Origin of the sequence: Ramlibacter agri, from assembly GCF_012927085.1 — a bacterium.
GTDB lineage: Bacteria > Pseudomonadota > Gammaproteobacteria > Burkholderiales > Burkholderiaceae_C > Ramlibacter > Ramlibacter agri.
Genome location: NZ_JABBFX010000001.1, coordinates 3,651,157 through 3,669,694, shown reverse-complemented (window position 1 = coordinate 3,669,694; position 18,538 = coordinate 3,651,157). Strand labels below are relative to the sequence as shown.

Sequence of the window (18,538 nt, the reverse complement as noted above, 5' to 3'; positions counted from 1 at the left end):
AATGCGGTGCCAGCACGAGATGCCTTTCGGCGCCAGCCTGCACGCGGGCGGCGCCACCTTCCGGCTCTGGGCGCCAGCCGCGCGCAGCGCGGAACTCTCCTTCGCGCCCAACGCGGCGGGGCGCGCGATAGCGCACCCGGCGGAAGCCGACGCCGAGGGCTGGTGGGAATGCACCTTGGCCGAGGCGGCGGCCGGCAGCGTCTACCAGTGGCGCATCGACGGCCAGCTGCTGGTGCCCGACCCGGCTTCGCGCCAGAACCCCGAGGGACCGCACGGGCCCAGCGCGGTCGTCGACCCGCGCCAGTTCGAATGGGACGCCGGCTGGTCCGGCCGGCCCTGGAACGAAGTGGTGCTGTACGAACTGCACGTGGGCGCCTTCACGCCCGAGGGCACCTTTCGCGCAGCCGAAGCGCGGCTACGCGAGCTGGCGGACATCGGCATCACGGCCATCGAGCTGATGCCGGTCAGCAACTTCGGCGGCCGCTTCGGCTGGGGTTACGACGGCGTGCTGCCCTTCGCGCCGCATGACGCCTATGGCGCACCCGACGACCTGAAGCACCTGGTGCAGGCAGCGCATCGCCTCGGGATGATGGTGTTCCTGGACGTTGTCTACAACCACTTCGGGCCCGACGGCAACTACCTGCACGCGTATGCGCCCGGCTTCTTCTCGCAGACGCATTCCAGCCCCTGGGGCGCTGCGATCAACTTCGACGGGCCGGACAACCGGCCGGTGCGCGACTTCTTCATCCACAACGCGCTCTACTGGCTGCAGGAGTACCGCTTCGACGGCCTGCGGCTGGACGCGGTGCACGCCATCCGCGACAGCAGCACGCCGCACATCCTGGAGGAGCTGTCCGCCACCGTGCGCAAGGCCACGCACGGCCGGCACGTGCACCTGGTGCTGGAGAACGAGGACAACGACTGGCGCCTGCTGGCCCGGTCCGAGCCGCCGGGCCGCTACGACGCACAGTGGAACGACGATTTCCACCATGCGCTGCACGTGGCGCTGACCGGCGAGACGCAGAGCTACTACCACGACTACGGTGTCGATCCGCTGGACCTGCTGGGACGAGCGTTCACGCACGGCATGGTGTTCGAGGGTTCGCAACGCAAGCCCGGCGGCGCCCGCAAGCATGTGCACGCGGCACCGGCGCAGGACCTGACGACGCTCGTCAACTTCGCGCACAACCACGACCAGGTCGGCAACCGCGCGCGCGGCGAGCGCCTGTCGCAGCTGGTGCCGCCGGAAGCGGCGCAGTTGCCGACCTTGCTGGCGCTGCTGACGCCGGCCATTCCCATGTTGTTTCTCGGCGAGGAGTCCGGCGCGAAAGCGCCCTTCCTCTATTTCGCCGACTGGGAAGGCAAGCTGCGCGAAGCGGTACGCGCAGGGCGCAAGCGCGAGTTCGGGCACGACCACGCCGAGGACCTGCCGGATCCCTGCAGCGCGGCCACCTTCGCTGCCTGCCGGCCTGACGCCGCGCAGGCGCACAGCGAAGCCGGCCGGGCCTGGCGCGACAACGTGCGTGCCGCCGTGGAGGCGCGCCGCAGTTGCATCACGCCGCGGCAGGCGCAGCTGCTCACCGGCAAGCACAGCGTGCAGCGCATCGGCGAGCACGGGCTGGCGGTGCAGTGGCGCTATGCGGATGGCCAGATGCTGTCGCTGGAGCTGAACCTCGGCGCCGCCCCCATCGCCGTGCCGCCGCAGCACCTGGGCCCGGTCGAAGCGAACTGCGTGTTCAGCCACCGCTGGCCCGCCAGCCAGCCGCCCGGCCAGTGGCCGCCCTTCGCGGCGCGCTGGCTGCTGGGCGCGGAGATCACGCAGTGAATGCTCCGGGGGAGCTCGAACGGGCCGCTCTGGCGGAGGAGGCGCGCAGCCTCGGCATCACCGACCGCTACCACGGCTTCTGGGGCAACGAGGAACTGGTTTCCGAGGAAGTCCTGCGCCGCGCGATCGAATCGGTACGCGGCGATGGCCGCGAGCCGCCGCGGCAGCATCTCGGCCTGCCGGCCGTCCACGTCGGCCACGAGCAGGAGCCGATCACCTTGCAATGGGCCTGCGAGGATGCACAGGCCGCGCAATGGCAATTGGCGCCCGAGGACGGCGGCGCTCCCATTGCAACGGGCGACTTGCAGCATGCAGAAGGCCAGGGCACCATCACGCTGCCCGCCGACCTCGCCATGGGCTACTACCGCCTCACGCTGCAAGGCGCACCGGAGGGAGAGTACTGCCGCGTCGTCGCCGCGCCGCGCCACTCCTACGTTCCGGCGCCTCTGCACGAGGGCGAGCGCTGGTGGGGCTGCACGATCCAGCTCTATGCCTTGCGCTCCTCGCGCAACTGGGGCATCGGCGATTTCGGCGACCTGCGCCGGCTGTGCGACGCCGCGGCCCACCAGGGCGCGAGCTTCCTCGGCCTGAGCCCGCTGCACGCCCTCTTCCCGCACAACCCGGCGGCTGCGAGCCCCTACAGCCCGTCCAGCCGCAAGGCGCTGAACCCGATCTACCTGGACGTGCAGACGCTGGTGGACCTGAGCGGCTGCGAGGAAGCCACGCAGAAGGTGCAGTCCGAGACCTTCCAGGAGCGGCTGCGCGCGCTGCGCGACGCCGAGATGGTGGACTACCCCGGCACCGCAGCGGCCAAGGGAGAAGTGCTGCGCCTGCTGTGGCAGCACTTCGAACGCCACGAGCTGCACAAGGACCATTCGCGCGGCGCGCACTTCCTGCGCTACGTGCGCGAGCGCGAATCCACGCTGGGCCGCCACGCCTTGTTCGAGGCCTTGCAGGAGCACCTGCACGCGGCCGACGCCAACGTGTGGGGCTGGCCGGCCTGGCCGCAGGAATATCGCGACCCGGGCGGCGAAGCGACCCGCGCCTTCGCCAGCGAGCATGCCTCCGACGTGCAGTACCGCTTCTGGCTGCAATGGCTGGCGGAGCTGCAGCTGGAAGCCTGCCAGCGCTACGCGCGCACGCGCGGCATGGGCATCGGCCTGTATTGCGACCTGGCCGTGGGCGTCAACGGCGGCGGCGCCGAGACCTGGATGGAGCACGAGCTGTTCGCGCTGGGCATGCATGCCGGCGCGCCGCCCGACCCGCTCGCGGTCAAGGGCCAGGACTGGGGCCTGCCGCCCTGGAGCCCGCACCGGCTGCAGCAGGCGCGCTACCAGCCCTTCATCGACACCTTGCGCGCCAACATGCGGCACTGCGGCGCGCTGCGGCTGGACCACGCGATGGCGCTGATGCGCCTGTTCTGGACCGGCCCGGACGGCGGCACCTACGTCGAATACCCGCTGGAAGACCTGATGGGCGTGCTGGCGCTGGAAAGCCGGCGCCACGAATGCATGGTGATCGGCGAAGACCTCGGCAACGTGGCGCCGCGCATGCGCGAGGCCATGCGCGAAGGCAGCCTGCTGTCGTACCGCCCGCTGCTGTTCGAACGCGAGGACGACGGCGGCTTCCGCCCGCCCGCGAACTGGCTGCCGCAGGCGCTGGCGGTGTTCAGCACGCACGACCTGCCGACCTTGCGCGGCTTCTGGCTGGGCGAGGACATCGAGCTCGCCACCAGGCTGCAGCTGTACCCGAACCCGCAGGCGCGCGAAGAGCACGTGCTGAGCCGCGCGCAGGACCGCGCCCGCCTGCTGATGGCGCTGGAGCGCGAACAGCTGCTGCCCGAGGGCGTGAGCGTGCAGCCGACCTCGCTGCCCGACGCCACGCCGGGCTTCACCGATGCGGTCTACGCCTTCCTGGCCCGCACGCCCTGCTGGCTGGTGGGGGTGCAGCTGGAAGACGTCACCGGCCAGGTGCTGCAGGTCAACGTGCCGGGCACCACCGAGGACCGCTTCCCCAACTGGCGGCGCAAGCTCTCGGTGACCCTGGAAGGCCTGGGCAGCGACCCACGCTGGGCCTCGGTGACACAGGTGCTGCGCGAAGCGCGCAGCGGCCCCAGCATCGCCGCGCAGGCACCGCGAGAGCTGCCGGCGCTGGACACCGCGCTCATTCCCTGCGGCACCTATCGCGTGCAGTTCCACAAGGGCAACACCTTCGAACAGGTCACACAGGCCATCCCCTACCTGCGGGCGATGGGCGTGAGCCACCTCTATAGCTCGCCCTACCTGCGCGCGCGGCCTGGCAGCACCCATGGCTACGACATCGTCGACCACGGCGAACTCAATCCCGAAGTGGGCGACGAAGTAGCGCATGGGCGCCTGTGCCAGGCCTTGCGCCGCAACGGCATGGGGCAGATCCTCGACGTCGTGCCCAATCACATGGGCGTGCTGGAAGCGGACAACGCCTGGTGGCTGGACGTGCTGGAGCACGGACGCGGCTCGCCGCACGCGGAGTTCTTCGACATCGAATGGAACCCGGCGCAGCCGGACCTGGCCGGCCGACTGCTGCTGCCGGTGCTGGGTGACCAGTACGGCAAGGTGCTGGAAGCCGGCGAGATCCAGCTGCACTTCGCGCCCGAGGACGGCGAGTTCCGCCTGCACTACTGGGACCATCGCTTCCCGCTGGACCCGGCCAGCTACCCGGAGATCCTGGCGACCCTGCCCGCGCCGCCCGCGCGCGACGACAGCGAGGGCGACAGCCATGCGGTGGTGGGCGCCCTGCTCGACTCCTTCGGCCGCCTGCCCTCGCGCGACGTGCCCACGCCCGAGGGTCGCGCGTCCCGCGTGCGCGACAGCGCCGTCTACAAGCGGCAACTGGCGCGACTGGCGCAGAGGCACGAGTGGCTGGCGCGCTGGATCGAGGCCTGCGTGCAGCGCCTGAACGGCCAGGCCGGCGAACCCTCCAGCTTCGACGCGCTGGACCGCTTGATCCGCGCGCAGGCCTACCGCCTCGCCGACTGGCGGGTGGCGAGCGACGACGTCAACTACCGCCGCTTCTTCGACGTCAACACGCTGGCCGCGCTACGCATGGAGAAGCCCGAGGTATTCGAGGCCACGCACCGCAAGGTGCTGCACTGGCTGCAGGACGGCATGCTCACGGGACTGCGCATCGACCACCCCGACGGCTTGAGCGACCCGCAGCACTACTTCGAGCAGCTGCAGGCGCGCTACGCCGGCCAGGCCGAGGTGGCCGGCCACCATCCGCGCGCGCTGTACCTGCTGGTGGAAAAGATCCAGGCCGAGCACGAGCCACTGCCCGAGGACTGGCCGGTGCACGGCGACACCGGCTACCGCTTCGGCAGCCTGGTCAACGGCCTGTTCGTCGAAGGGCGCAACGAGAACGCGCTGCTCGCGGCCTACCACGCCTTCACCGGCGAGAGCACCGACTTCGACGAGATCCTGTACCAGTGCAAGCGGCTGATCATCGAGACCTCGCTGTACTCGGAGCTGAACTGGCTGACGCACGCGCTGTACCGGCTGACGCGCAGCAACCGCCGCCGCTGGGACTTCACGCGCAACCGCCTGCGCTGGGCGCTGGCCGAGGTGGCCGCGGCCTTCCCGGTCTACCGCACCTACCTGCGCGTCGGCGAGCCGGCCAGCGCGATGGACCGCCGCCACATCGACTGGGCCATTTCCGCCGCCGAGCGCCGCCTGGGCGGCTCGGAGGCCACGGTGCTGGCCCACCTGCGCGAAGTGCTGCTGGGCGAAGGCGAAGGCGCGGACCTGCCGGCCGGGCCGCGGGCGCGCTTCATCGCGCGCTGGCAGCAGTACACCGCGCCGGTGACGGCGAAGTCGATGGAGGACACGGCGTTCTACCGCTACCTGCCCTTGCTGTCGCTCAACGAGGTGGGCAGCGACCCGCGCAGCTTCGGCGTGTCGATCGCGGCTTTCCACTTCGCCAATGCCACGCGCCAGCGGCACCGGCCGCATTGCATGCTGGGCACGTCCACGCACGACAGCAAGCGCGGCGAGGACCTGCGCTCGCGCATCGACGTGCTGTCCGAAATGCCGGCGCAGTGGGAGGACAGCCTGCTGCGCCTGTCGCACTGGGCGCAGCTGTATGTGACGCGCAATTCCAAGGCAACCTGGCCGACCGGCAACGACGTCTGGCTCCTGTTCCAGACCCTGGTGGGCCTGTGGCCGGCACGACCGCCGGGCGAGGCCGAGCGCGAATCCATCCGCACCCGCGTGCAGGACTACATGCGCAAGGCAGTGCGCGAAGCCAAGCAGAACACCAGCTGGGTCTGCCCGGAAGGCGAGTACGAGGACGCGCTGGAGCGCTACGTCGACGGCGTGCTGCGCTCCAGCCAGCCGACGCCTTTCGCCGACGAACTGCAGAAGATCACCGCGCGCATCGCGCCCTTCGGCTTCCGCAACAGCCTGGCGCAGGTGGCGCTGAAATACACGGTGCCCGGTGTGCCGGACCTGTACCAGGGCTGCGAGCATTGGAACTTCAGCCTGGTCGACCCCGACAACCGGCGCCACGTGGATTTCGGCAAGCTGGCCGCGGACCTGGAAGGCCTGCGTGCGCTTTATGCGAACGGCCATCCCGACACGGAGCAGTGGCGCGCCCTGCACGCCTCGGTGGCCGATGGCCGGTTGAAGCAGCTGGTCACCTGGCGCTTGCTGCAGCTGCGGCGCGAGCGCAAGACCCTGTTCCGCGAGGCCAGCTACCTGCCGCTGGGCGTGGAAGGCGGCGCCGCCGAACACGCGCTGGCCTTCGCCCGCATCTGCGATGGCGAAGCGGTGCTGGTGGTGGCGGCGCGCCTGACCTATACCTTGTGCCGCGGCGACGATGGGCGCTGGTCACCCGCGCTCTGGCGCGGCACGCAGCTGCACCTGGGTCCCGATGGCGCGCTGCGCCGCTTCCGGCGCTGGCGCAACTGGCTCACGGGCGCCGACTGCGCCGCAACGGCGGGCGATGGCGCCACCCTGGATCTGAACAACGTTTTCGAAGGCGCCGGCGGCCTGCCCTTTGCCGTGCTGGTCGCGCAGCCGGAGTCCCCTGCATGAACATCCTCTTTGCCACGCCCGAGTGCGCGCCCTGGGTCAAGACCGGCGGCCTCGGCGACGTCAGCGGCGCCCTGCCCGCCACCCTGGCCGCACTGGGCCACGACGTCCGCGTGCTGCTGCCGGCCTACCGCGGCATGAAGGTCACCGGCGAGATCGGCGACGGCGTCGAGCTGCCGGCGTGGGGCCCCTGGCCGGCCGCGCAGCTGGTGCCGGTGAAGGCCGACAACGGCGTCACCTTGCTGCTGCTGGCCTGTCCCGGCCTGTACCAGCGGCCCGGCGGGCCTTACGTCGACGCGAGCGGCCACGATTACCACGACAACGCGCTACGCTTCGGCCTCCTGAGCCGCGTGGCGGCGCAACTGGGCACGGCGCATTCGCCGCTGCACGGCTGGATGGCCGACGTGGTCCATGCCAACGACTGGCCCTGCGGGCTGGCGCCGCTGTACCTGGCACAGGCGCGCTCCACGCCCTTGCCGGAGCGCACCGCCGCCTCGGTGTTCACCATCCACAACCTCGCTTTCCAGGGCGTGTTCCCCATGGGGGCGGCCGATTTGCTGGACGTGCCGCACCACTGGCGCACGCTGGAAGGCGTGGAGTTCTGGGGCCAGCTGTCGATGCTGAAGGCGGCGCTGCAGTTTTCCGACGCCATCACCACCGTCAGCCCGACCTATGCGCGCGAGATCCAGACGCAGGCGCATGGCGTCGGCATGGACGGCGTGCTGCGCTCGCGCTCGCCCTACCTGCGCGGCATCCTGAACGGCATCGACACGAAGCAGTGGAACCCCGGCATCGACCCGCTGCTGCCGCACCACTTCGACGCCGACAACCTGCAAGGCAAGGCGCTGTGCAAGGCGGCGCTGCAGGCGCGCGTTGGCCTGCCGGCAGAACCCAAGTGCATGCTGTTCTCGCTGGTGAGCCGGCTCACGCAGCAGAAGGGCGTGGACCTGGTGCTCGCCACCTTGCCGCGCATCCTGCAGGCGGGCGCGCAACTGGTGGTGCTGGGCCAGGGTGACCCGGCGCTGGCGCAGGCGTTGCGCGAAGCGGCGCAGAAACATCCGAAGCAGGTGGCGGTGACGCTGGGCTTCGACGAGTCGCTGGCGCACCTGATCGAAGCCGGCGCCGATGCCTTCCTGATGCCTTCGCGCTTCGAGCCCTGCGGCCTGAACCAGATGTACAGCCAGGCCTACGGCACGCCGCCGATCGTGGCGCCGGTCGGCGGCCTGCTCGACTCGGTCACCGACGTCAGCGCCGACCCGGCGCACGGCACGGGCTTCATCATGACCGGCGTCGACCCGGCCGGCCTGGACGACGCCGTGCAGCGGGCTCTGCGCGCCTGGCGCGAGCCGCAGCGCTGGCGGAAGATCCAGGCGAACGGCATGGCGCGGCACTTCGGGTGGGAGGATTCGGCGATGCAGTACCTGGAGGTCTACGAGCGCGCGATTGCTAGGGCGCCACTCGTGGAGAAAAGCCCGAACAGCCAGGACGCAAAAGCCGCAAAGGCTGCGCAAAAGGCGCAGAAGAAGGCCAGCTGAGTTTACCTGGCGGACCCGGACGACTCGCCTTGCGGCGCAGGCGTGGCATCCATCACACGTCGCAGATGTGCGGGCCCTTCACGCTGTCGCCGAGGAAGTCGAGGAAGCGCCGCACCGCCGGCACCATGCCGCGGCGCGAGGGGAAGACGGCCAGCACCTTGGACGAAGGCAGCGACCAGCCTGGCAGCACCTCCACCAGTTCGCCTCGCTCGATCTCCTCCTGGCACATGTAGTCGGGCAGCATGCTGAAGCCGGTGCCCTGCATGACCGCGAACTTCAAGGTCAGCAGGTCGTCGGCGGTATAGACCGGATGGTGGGTGAACTCGTGCTCGTCCCCCTTGGGACCGACCAGGCGCCAGCTCGCGCGGCCGTCGGCGGCGGACATCGCCACCGTCGGCAGGTTGCGCAATTCATCGGGCGAGGCGGGCGTGCCGAAGCGCTGCAGCAACTGCGGGCTGGCAAGCAGCAGGCCGCCCGTAGGCCCGAGGTTCTTGACCACCAGTGAGCCGCTGTCGTCCAGGGTGGAGCGCACGCGCAGCGCCACGTCCACGCCTTCCTGCACCAGGTCGACCACCCGGTTGGTGACTTGCATCTCGATGCGCACCTGCGGATGCGCCGCCAGGAAGCGCGGCAGCACCGGCCCGATCGTGGTCTGCGCCAGGGTCACCGGGCAGGTGACGCGCACCGTGCCGCGCGGCTCGGTCTGCACCCGGGCCACCGCCTCGTCGGCGGCCTCGGCCTGCTCGCGCATGGCCACGCAATGCCGGTGGTAGATCTCGCCCGCCTGGGTCAGCGACAGCTTGCGGGTGGTGCGCTGCAAGAGCCGCACGCCCAGCCGCGCTTCCAGGTCGGCGACCCGGCGGGACAGCTTGGACTTGGGGATGCCCAGCGCCCGGCCGGCGGCCGCGAAGCCGCCCTGGTCGACCACTTCGGCGAAGTAGTACATGTCGTTCAAGTCCTGCATCGTTCCAAGGATAGAACAATCCAACCCGAAATTGCCGTCTTATCAAGGGATTGATGGATCCCCACAATTCATTCCCACGGGGAGCGCTGGCGCTCCCACCGAACAGGAGAAGACCTTGAAACTGCTGCAAATCGATTCCAGTCCCCTCGCCGCCAACTCCGTTTCGCGCGAACTCACGCGCCGCGTGGTGGGCCAGTGGAAGGCGAACCATCCCGGCACGACCGTCGAACACCTCGACCTGGCCAAGGACGCGCCGAGCCACCTGAACATGGATTCGCTGGGCTTCCGCCTGGGCGTGGACGCCCCGGACCTGAGCGAAGTGCAGAAGCGCGAGAACGTCGTGTCCGAGCAGCTGGTGAGCCAGTTCCTGGCCGCGGACGTGATCGTGGTGGGCGCCCCCATGTACAACTTCTCGATCCCCAGCCAGCTGAAGGCCTGGATCGACCGCATCGCGCAGGCCGGCCGCACCTTCAAGTACACCGAGAAGGGCCCGCAAGGCCTGGCCGGCGGCAAGACGGTGATCGTGGCTTCCACCCGCGGCGGCGTGTACTCGACCAACCCGGCGCTGGCCGGCCTGGACCACCAGGAAAGCTACCTGAAGACGGTGTTCGGCTTCCTGGGCATCACCGACGTGCGCTTCGTGCGTGCCGAAGGCGTGGCCATGGGTGAAGAGGCGAAGGCCAAGGCCCTGGCGGCGGCGGACGGCGAGATCCGGACGCATGCGCAAGTTGCCGCGAACGAAGCGGCGAAGGCCATTCGCGCCTGACGCCGTCCGGTTCCTCCGGCTCACGCCGGCTGGGCCGCGCAGCCCCTCCTGCCCTGGCAGCGAGGGGCTTTTTGCTGGGAGAACCCATCCAGTCGCCTTTTCGACTCAGATTTTGATTGGAATAAACGCCTTTTCGACTCATGAGTCGATTGACGGCTATATTCGACTCAATATCTGATGCGAATAGGCCATGGAATCGCCTCGCTACATCTGGCAGCACGACGGCTGGCCCGAGCTCCGCTTCGACGCGGCCCGGGTTGCGCAGGACGTCGGCCTGGCGCGCCGGGCCCAGGGCCTCGTGGAGGGCAAGCTCGCGGTCCTTGGTTTCCGGGAGCGCCAGGAGCTGGCCGCCGAAGCATGGGCGCAGGACGCCGTGGCCACTGCGGCGATCGAAGGCGAGCAACTGGACCTGCTGGCCGTGCGCTCCTCGGTTGCCCAGCGGCTGGGCGCCGCGGCAGCGTTCCGGGGGCCCGCGGCGCCGCGGCACGTCGACGGGCTCCTGAGCATCATGGACGACGCGGTCGTCAAGGCAACGGAGGCCTTGACGCACGAGCGGCTTCAGGCTTGGCAGGTGGCTCTCTTCCCCACGGGCTTCTCCGGCATGCGGCGGGTGCAGACGGCCGCCTATCGCACGGAAGCGATGCAGGTCGTCAGTGGTCCGGCGGGCCGCGAGACGGTGGACTACGAGGCCCCAGCGGCCGAACGAGTCGCTGCGCAAATGCAGCTGTTCCTGGACTGGTTCAACGCCAGCGAGCAGGACAGCCTCGTGAAGGCCGCGCTGTCGCACCTGTGGTTCGAGACCATCCACCCGTTCGATGACGGCAACGGGCGGGTCGGCCGCAACATCGTTGACTTGTGCCTGGCACGCGACGCCGGCGAGACCTCGCGCTTGCTCCGGATCTCGCAGCGCCTGCTCGAACAGCGGGAGGCGTACTACGGCGAGCTGGGCCGCGCCCAGCACGGCAGCCTGGACGTCACGCCGTGGATGACGTGGTTCGTGGCCCAGGTGGGTGCTGCCTGGGAGGCCGCCAGCAAGGTCGTCGACACCTCGCTGGAGAAAGCCCGCTTCTGGGCCAGCCACGCGGGCCTGGAGCTGAACGCGCGGCAGAAGAAGGTAGTCAATCTGCTGCTTGATGCAGGCTCGGGCGGCTTCGAGGGCGGCATGAACACCCGAAAGTACGTCGGCCTGACCGGCACGTCCCGCCCCACGGCATCGCGTGAGCTGATCGCACTCGACGCGCTCGGCGTGCTGCAGCAGGTGGGCGGAGGCCGTTCCACGCGCTATTACGTGAACCTGCCCGGCTGGGTTCCCGCAACGTGATCCTTGGATCCCGGCGTCCGCCGGGATGACAGGAAACAGCCCGCGTCGCGCGGGCCTTTTTCATGTCACTTGTTCGCCACGCGATCCGCGTGGTGCTTCACCCAGTCGGCGAAGCGGTCCAGGAACTTGCCCAGGAACTGCTTGGTGTCCTCGATCGCGATGCTGCCGTCCGGCGCGAACATGCCCTGCTTGTTCTGGATGAAGGCTTCCGGCTGGCCCAGCGTCGGCATGTCGAGGTAGGCCAGCACATTGCGCAGGTGCTGCTGCGCCATCGCGGTGCCGATCGCGCCGCCCGACATGCCGATCACCGCTGCCGGCTTGCCCGCCCACGCGCTCTGGCCATAGGGCCGCGAGGCGTGGTCAATCGCGTTCTTCAGGACTCCGGGCACCGAGCGGTTGTACTCCGGCGTCACGAACAGCACGCCCTGCGAATTGGCGACCTCGTCCTTGAGCCGCTTCACCGCCTCGGCCGGGTTCTTCTCGTCGTCCTGGTTGTACAGCGGCAGGTCGTCGATGCGCACCAGGGCCATGTTCAGCTGCTGGGGCGCCATCTTGACCAGCGCGGCGGCCAGCTGGCGGTTGATGGACTCGCGGCGCAGGCTGCCCACGACGACGGCGATCTGGTAGCTCATGGAGTTCTCCTTGGTGCAGGGAAACCCATTCTCGCCGCGGTCCTACTTGCGCGTGTAGACCTGGTCGAAGCTGCCGCCGTCGGCGAAGTGCTCCTTGTCGGCCTGGGCCCAGCCGCCGAAGGCCTGGGCTATGGTGAACAGGTTCAGCTTGGGGAACTGCTTCGCGTACTTCGCCTGCGCCTTCGCCGAGACGGCGGGGCGATAGAAATTCTTGCCGATGATGTCCTGGCCTTCCTCGCTGTACAGGTACTGCAGGTAGGCCTCGGCGACGGCGCGGGTGTGCTTGCGGTCCACGTTCCTGTCGACCACCGCCACGGCCGGCTCGGCCAGGATGCTCAGCGAAGGCGCCACGATGTCGAACTTGGCGCCGAACTCCTTTTCCAGCAGGAAGGCTTCGTTCTCCCAGGCGATCAGCACGTCGCCCTGGCCGCGCTGCGCGAAGGTGATCGTGGAGCCGCGGGCGCCGGTGTCCAGCACCGGCACGTTGTTGTAGACCCTGGCCACGAAGTCCCGGGCCTGCGCCTCCCCGCCGAACTTGCGCCTGGCATATTCCCAGGCCGCCAGGTAGTTCCAGCGGGCGCCGCCGGAGGTCTTGGGGTTGGGCGTGATGACGCTGACGCCCGGCCGCGCCAGGTCGTCCCAGTCCTTGATGTTCTTCGGGTTGCCCTTGCGCACCACCAGCACGATCGTCGAGGTGTAGGGCGAGGCGTTGTGGGACAGGCGCTTCTGCCAGTCGGGCGCGACCCAGCCGCCGTGCTTGACCAGTGCGTCGGTGTCGCCGGCCAGGGCCAGCGTGGCGACGTCGCCCTCCAGGCCGTCGATGATCGAGCGGGCCTGCTTGCCCGAGCCGCCATGCGACTGCTTGATGCTCACGTCCTGCCCGGTCTTGGCTTTCCAGTACTTCGCGAAGGCCTGGTTGAACTCGACGTACAGCTCGCGCGTCGGGTCGTAGGAGACGTTCAGCAGCTGCAGCGGCTGGGCGATCGAAGGCAGCCCGCTCAGGGACATGACGCCGGCCACGGCGACGGCCAGGGGAATCTTGATAAAGTCGCGGCGTTGGCTCATGAAGCGTCTCTCGTGTCGATGGGGCGCATTCTGGAAGCCGGTGGTGGCAAGGGGAACGACAGATTTCTCCTTTGCATATCCACATAAGCTCATTCCCTTTTTCCTGGAGGCGCCATGGCGCGCACTGTCAACTGCATCAAACTGGGCCGCGAAGCCGAAGGCCTGGATTTCCCTCCCTATCCCGGCGAGCTGGGCAAGCGCCTCTACGAAAGCGTCAGCAAGGAAGCCTGGCAGGCGTGGCTGAAGCAACAGACCATGCTGGTCAACGAGAACCGCCTGAACCTGGCGGACCAGCGCGCCCGCGAGTACCTGAAGCGCCAGATGGAGAACCATTTCTTCGGCTCCGGCGCGGACCAGGCCGCCGGCTACGTGCCGCCCTCGCAGTAAATCCGTGAGCGAGGTCGTGGCCTGGGGCGACGACGGCACGCCGCGCAGCCCGCGCTACGACGACAGCTATCGCACCGAAAGCGGCGGGCTGGCACAGGCGCGCCACGTCTTCCTGCAAGCTTGCGGGCTGCCGGCCGCCTGGGCTGGGCAGCGGCAGTGGCGCATCCTCGAGACCGGCTTCGGGCTGGGGCTGAATTTCCTGGCAGCCTGGCAGGCTTGGCGGGACGACCCGGCGCGGCCGGGGCTGCTGCATTTCGCCGCGGTCGAGGCGCATCCGGTCGCGGCCTCCGACCTGCTGCTCGTCGAGCCGGAACTCGCGCCGCTGGCCGCGGAGCTTGCCGAGCGCTGGCAGGGCCTGACGCCCGGCCACCATCGCTTTTCATTCGAGGAAGGCCGCGTGCTGCTCACGCTGTGCGTGGGCGATGCGGGCGCCATGCTGCGGGAGCTGGACTTCGCGGCCGACAGCGTGTTCCTGGACGGCCTCGAGCCGCTGCGCAATCCGGCCATGTGGGAGCTGGGCACGCTGAAGGCCGTGGCGCGGCTGTGCCGGCCCGGAACCACGCTGGCAACCTGGACGGTCAACGGCCAGGTGCGGCGCGATCTCGCCACCTGCGGCTTCCGGGTCGACAAGGTGGCGGGCCTGCCGCCCAAGCGCGCTTGCCTGCAGGGACGCTATGCGCCCGAATGGGACGTGAAGGGCATGCGGGCTGCCACCCCGCTTCCGCCCTCGCAATGCGTCGTGATCGGCGCAGGCCTGGCCGGCGCGGCGGCGGCGGCCAGCCTGGCCAGGCGCGGCTGGCAGGTGACGGTGCTGGATGCCGCACCGGCGCCGGCGGCCGGCGCTTCAGCGCTGCCGGCGGGCCTGCTGGCGCCGCACCAGTCGCCGGACGACAACGTGCTGTCGCGCCTTTCACGCGCCGGCGTGCGGATCACGCTGCAGGCTTGCGCGGGGCTGGGAAATGAGGACTGGCAGCCCACGGGCGTGCTGGAACATCGCATGGACGATGCCCGGACTCTGCCCGCGGTGGAAGGCCTCGAGGTGTGGAGCGCGGAGGCCAGAACTGAACAGCGCGCTGCCGCAAGACTTTCGGAAGACACGGCGGCCTGGTGGCATGCCAGCGCGGCGTGGGTCCGGCCGGGCGCGCTGGTGCGCCATTGGCTCGCGCAACGTGGCGTGAGCTTTCGCGGTGGCTGCCCGGTTCACGCCATCGAGCAAGCCGGAAGCGGCTGGCGGGTGTGCGACGCGGATGGCGTCACGCTCGCCGAGGCGCCGCTCGTCGTGGTCGCCGCGGCGCATGCCAGCGGCCCGCTGCTGGCCGGGCGCATCACCACCCACCCGGTGCGTGGGCAGGTGTCCTGGGCTTTGCACGACGAAGCCGCAGCAGCAGCCCTGCCCTCGTTCCCGGTGAACGGCCATGGGCATTTCCTGCCACGGGTCCCGACGGCGGACGGCCTGGCCTGGTTCAGCGGATCGACCTATGGGCGGGGCGACGCGGACACGCGTCCACGAGCCGAGGACCAGGTCGCCAACCGAAAGCGGCTGGGCGAATTGTTGCCCGGGCTGCTTGAATCGCTGTCACCAGCGTTTGATGAACAGCGCGTGCGCGCCTGGAGCGGCGTGCGCTGCACCTCTGTCGACCGCCGGCCGCTGGTGGGCGAACTGGCACCCGGCCTGTGGGTCAGCACGGCGATGGGCTCGCGCGGCTTGACCTTCGCGGCGCTGTGCGGGGAGTTGATTGCGGCGCGGCTGCATGGGGAGCCGCTGCCGCTGGAGAAGAAGCTGGCGGCGGCGCTGGACGTCAGCCGCTTGTCAAAGCCGTCGTAACCACGCGTTCAAGCGCTGCGGATGCGGCGGGCTATCCAGCAGCGCTTCCGCGCCGCCCCACCACGCCCGCACGTGCTCCGGCAAGGAGCGCTGGGCCTTGGTCAGGGCCACGTGCTGGATCGGCCGCTTGCCCTGCTTCAGCTGGCGCAGCAGGTTCCAGGCGTCCATGTCCGGCACCCGGAAATCGACCAGGGCAAAGTCGTATTGCTTGCCGCGGGCCAGCTGCAGCGCCTCGGCGCCGCTTTCGGCCTCGTCGGCCTGGGTCAGGTGGGCCAGCGACAGCCGCGCCCGCAGGTACAGGCGCTCGTCCCGGCTGGGGCTGACGATCAAGGCCAGCTTGGGCGGCAGCGGCGGCAGGGAATCCGGGGCTTCCGACGGTGTCACGTCCAGGTCCAGGTCGACCGAGCCCGGGTTGAAGACGGTATCCAGGGCCTCGATCACTTCCGGCCACTGGAAGGGCCGGGCGATGCTGCGCCAGACCGAGGGTGGCGCATCGGCCCCTATCCACAGGAGCTTCATGCCCGAATTCAGGGGCGACTCGGCTTCCAGCCGGGCCTCGTAGCTGTCCCCGTCCAGCAGGGCCATGCCAGCCGGCGCGCGCGCCTGCGGCGACCACAACTGGTACATGGTCAGGCACTGCTCGGAAAGCCGGAACAAGGTGTTCAGGGCATGCCGCTCCTCCTCGGAGAAGCCCACCACCTTGATGTAGATCCGCTGCGCCATGACTCCTCTTGCATTCTTCTAGTGCGGGCCATTATCGGGCGCACGGCCGCGCAGGCCAAACGGGCTTATCCGCCACTGTCGCGAAATGGCCCGGAAACCCGCGCCAATCCTCGCGAATAAGCTTATCCAGATAAGCGATGAAGAAAAAAATCGTTTGGATCCATAAGGGTCCACCCTAAAGTCCAGCGCTCGGGCCGATTCCCACCGGCCAGCACAACGACTCTCATGTACCAATACACAGAATTCGACCGCCAGTTCGTCCGTGCCCGGGCCGCGCAGTTCCGCGACCAGCTCGAGCGCTGGCAGGCCGGCACGCTCAGCGACGAGGAGCTGCGCCCGCTGCGCCTGCAGAACGGCTGGTACATCCAACGCTACGCGCCGATGGCGCGCATCTCCGTGCCCTACGGCGAGCTGTCCAGCGCCCAACTGCGCGCGCTGGGCACGGTGGCCCGCGACTACGACAAGCCGGACGCGGCGCTGCTGGCCGAATCCCAGGAAAAGCAGCTGGCCCTGGGCCCGGTGCCCGTGCCGGGGACCAACCGCCAGGTGGTGACCAAGCTGACCTACGGCTACGGCCACTTCACGACCCGCACCAACGTGCAGTTCAACTGGATCCCGATCGGCAAGGCCGCCGACGTGATGGAACTGCTGGCCGGCGTGAGCATGCACGGCATCCAGACCAGCGGCAACGCCATCCGCAACATCACCACCGAAGCCCTGGCGGGCATCGCCGTCGACGAGATCGCCGATCCGCGCCCCTTCGCCGAGATCATCCGCACCTGGGCCGCGCTGCACCCCGAATTCGCCTTCCTGCCCCGCAAGTTCAAGATCGCGCTGAACGGCGCCAAGGAAGACCGCGCGGCGACGGGCTGGTACGACATCAGCCTGCAGGCGGTGAAGAACGAAGCCGGCGCGCTGGGCTTCAAGGTGCTGGTGGGCGGCGGCATGGGCCGCACGCCGATCATCGGCACCGTGGTGCGCGAGTTCGTCGAGTGGCAGCACGTGCTGTCCTACCTCGAGGCCTGCATCCGCGTCTACAACCAGTACGGCCGCCGCGACAACATCTGGAAGGCGCGCATCAAGATCCTCGTGAAGTCCGAGGGCCAGAAATACATTGACAAGGTGGAAGAGGAGTTCCGCCAGATCGTCGAGATCGACGGCGCCCCGCACACGATCACGCAGGCCGAACTGGACCGCGTGTCCGCCTTCTTCGTCGCGCCCGAAGTCAAGCGCCCGCAGCAGGACGCGCGCGTGCACGAGATCATCCGCAGCGACGCCGAAGCCGACCCGCAGTACGACCGCTGGCTGCAGCGCAACGTGCTGCCGCACCGCAACCCCGGGCTGCGCGCCGTGGTGCTGTCGTTCAAGCGCCTGGGCCAGAACCCCGGCGACTGCACGGCCGACCAGTTCGACGCCGTCGCCGAACTCGCCGACCGCTTCTCCGCCGGCGAAGCGCGCGTCATGCACGAACAGAACCTGCTGCTGCCCTGGGTGCACCAGGACGACCTGCCGGAGCTGTGGGCCGCGGCCCGCAAGCTGGGCCTGGCGCGCGCCAACATCGGCCTGCTGACGGACATGATCGCCTGCCCCGGCGGCGACTTCTGCTCGCTGGCCAACGCGCGCTCGCTGCCCATCGCCGAAGCCATCACCGAGCGCTTCCAGGACCTCGACGAGGAATGGGACATCGGCGAGATCGACCTGAATTTCTCGGGTTGCATCAACTCCTGCGGCCACCACCACGCCGGCCACATCGGCATCCTCGGCGTCGACAAGGACGGCAAGGAGTGGTACCAGATCACCCTGGGCGGCTCCAACGGCTCGGACCTGTCCGGCCCCGCCACCCCCGGCAAGATCGTCGGCCCCTCCTTCGCCAAGGAGGAAGTGCCCGGCGTCATCGAAGCCCTGATCGACACCTATCGCCAGCTGCGGCAGCCCGCCGCGGACGGCAAGTCCGAAACCTTCATCGCCACCCTGCGCCGCGCCGGCCACGAGCCTTTCAAGGCCGCGGCCAATGCAGCCCGCTTCGTGGAAAGGGAAGTCGCGTGACCCTGCGCACCATCAACATCCTGCAAGCCGGCGCCGTGCCGGAAGACCAACTGAACGTCCTGGTGATCGGCAACGATGCCGACGTGCTGGAAGCCTCGCTCGAAGGCGTGGACCGCGTAGAACTGAACTTCCCCAAGTTCACCGACGGCCGCGCCTACAGCCAGGCCTACCTGCTGCGGCGACGCAGAAAATTTGAAGGCGACATCCGCGCCACCGGCGACGTGCTGATCGACCAGCTGGTGCAGATGCAGCGCACGGGCTTCAGCAGCGCCGTGCTGAAGGAAGGCAAGGACCCGGCCGAAGCCGAGCGCCAGTTCGCCCGCTTCGCCGAGTACTACCAGGCCGACGTGCAAGTGCAGCAACCGCACTTCGCCCGGAGCTGA

The 18,538-nt window shown here is 69.3% G+C and carries 13 protein-coding genes; 9 read left to right on the top strand and 4 right to left on the bottom strand.

All coding sequences use genetic code 11. The annotated features are described in order from the left end of the window. Position 1 precedes the first annotated feature (1 nt). Genes treZ through glgA form a run of 3 tightly spaced genes read left to right on the top strand, consistent with a single transcriptional unit; the run spans position 2 to position 8,426 of the window. Positions 2 to 1,825: a malto-oligosyltrehalose trehalohydrolase gene (gene treZ / locus HHL11_RS17900; protein ID WP_169419706.1), complete on the top strand. Its 1,824-nt coding sequence runs from the start codon at positions 2 to 4 to the stop codon at positions 1,823 to 1,825. Further along, a complete protein-coding gene (locus HHL11_RS17895) occupies positions 1,822 to 6,894 on the top strand; it encodes a malto-oligosyltrehalose synthase (protein WP_169419705.1) in 5,073 nt (1,690 codons plus the stop codon). Before treZ ends, HHL11_RS17895 begins: the two co-directional genes overlap by 4 nt. Further along, entirely contained in the window at positions 6,891 to 8,426 is a 1,536-nt protein-coding gene (gene glgA / locus HHL11_RS17890) for a glycogen synthase GlgA (protein WP_169419704.1), read from the top strand. Before HHL11_RS17895 ends, glgA begins: the two co-directional genes overlap by 4 nt. 52 nt (positions 8,427 to 8,478) lie before the next feature. Here glgA and HHL11_RS17885 read toward each other — a convergent pair whose 3' ends face one another. Continuing rightward, positions 8,479 to 9,390, bottom strand: coding sequence for a LysR substrate-binding domain-containing protein (locus HHL11_RS17885; protein ID WP_169419703.1), 912 nt, complete (start codon positions 9,388 to 9,390; stop codon positions 8,479 to 8,481). Between the two features lie 115 nt (positions 9,391 to 9,505). Between HHL11_RS17885 and HHL11_RS17880 the strand changes: the two genes are divergently transcribed. Both HHL11_RS17880 and HHL11_RS17875 read left to right on the top strand, forming a co-directional pair. Further along, on the top strand, positions 9,506 to 10,156 hold the full coding sequence (locus HHL11_RS17880) for an FMN-dependent NADH-azoreductase (protein WP_169419702.1): 651 nt from the start codon (positions 9,506 to 9,508) through the stop codon (positions 10,154 to 10,156). 190 nt (positions 10,157 to 10,346) lie between these two features. Then, a complete protein-coding gene (locus tag HHL11_RS17875) occupies positions 10,347 to 11,477 on the top strand; it encodes a Fic family protein (protein ID WP_169419701.1) in 1,131 nt (376 codons plus the stop codon). A gap of 65 nt (positions 11,478 to 11,542) precedes the next feature. On the opposite strand, the gene HHL11_RS17870 is transcribed toward HHL11_RS17875, so the two are convergent. Both HHL11_RS17870 and HHL11_RS17865 read right to left on the bottom strand, forming a co-directional pair. Further along, positions 11,543 to 12,109, bottom strand: coding sequence for an NADPH-dependent FMN reductase (locus HHL11_RS17870; protein WP_169419700.1), 567 nt, complete (start codon positions 12,107 to 12,109; stop codon positions 11,543 to 11,545). A 42-nt stretch (positions 12,110 to 12,151) separates the two neighbouring features. Then, complete coding sequence (locus tag HHL11_RS17865) at positions 12,152 to 13,174, bottom strand: sulfate ABC transporter substrate-binding protein (protein ID WP_169419699.1); 1,023 nt, start codon at positions 13,172 to 13,174, stop codon at positions 12,152 to 12,154. 114 nt (positions 13,175 to 13,288) lie between these two features. Here HHL11_RS17865 and HHL11_RS17860 point away from each other — a divergent pair, with 114 nt between their 5' ends. After that, entirely contained in the window at positions 13,289 to 13,561 is a 273-nt protein-coding gene (locus HHL11_RS17860) for an oxidative damage protection protein (RefSeq protein WP_169419698.1), read from the top strand. 4 nt (positions 13,562 to 13,565) lie between these two features. Continuing rightward, positions 13,566 to 15,386, top strand: coding sequence for a bifunctional tRNA (5-methylaminomethyl-2-thiouridine)(34)-methyltransferase MnmC2/FAD-dependent 5-carboxymethylaminomethyl-2-thiouridine(34) oxidoreductase MnmC1 (gene mnmC, locus HHL11_RS17855; protein ID WP_169419697.1), 1,821 nt, complete (start codon positions 13,566 to 13,568; stop codon positions 15,384 to 15,386). On the opposite strand, the gene HHL11_RS17850 is transcribed toward mnmC, so the two are convergent. Further along, positions 15,372 to 16,109 (bottom strand): response regulator, encoded by a 738-nt coding sequence (locus tag HHL11_RS17850; RefSeq protein ID WP_169419696.1) that lies wholly within the window; start codon positions 16,107 to 16,109, stop codon positions 15,372 to 15,374. The genes mnmC and HHL11_RS17850 overlap by 15 nt on opposite strands. Before the next feature lie 225 nt (positions 16,110 to 16,334). Between HHL11_RS17850 and HHL11_RS17845 the strand changes: the two genes are divergently transcribed. Both HHL11_RS17845 and HHL11_RS17840 read left to right on the top strand, forming a co-directional pair. After that, complete coding sequence (locus HHL11_RS17845; RefSeq protein WP_169419695.1) at positions 16,335 to 18,155, top strand: nitrite/sulfite reductase; 1,821 nt, start codon at positions 16,335 to 16,337, stop codon at positions 18,153 to 18,155. A 2-nt stretch (positions 18,156 to 18,157) separates the two neighbouring features. Next, positions 18,158 to 18,538 carry a DUF934 domain-containing protein gene (locus HHL11_RS17840; protein ID WP_205964475.1) on the top strand — a complete coding sequence of 127 codons (381 nt, stop codon included), beginning with the start codon at positions 18,158 to 18,160 and terminating at the stop codon, positions 18,536 to 18,538.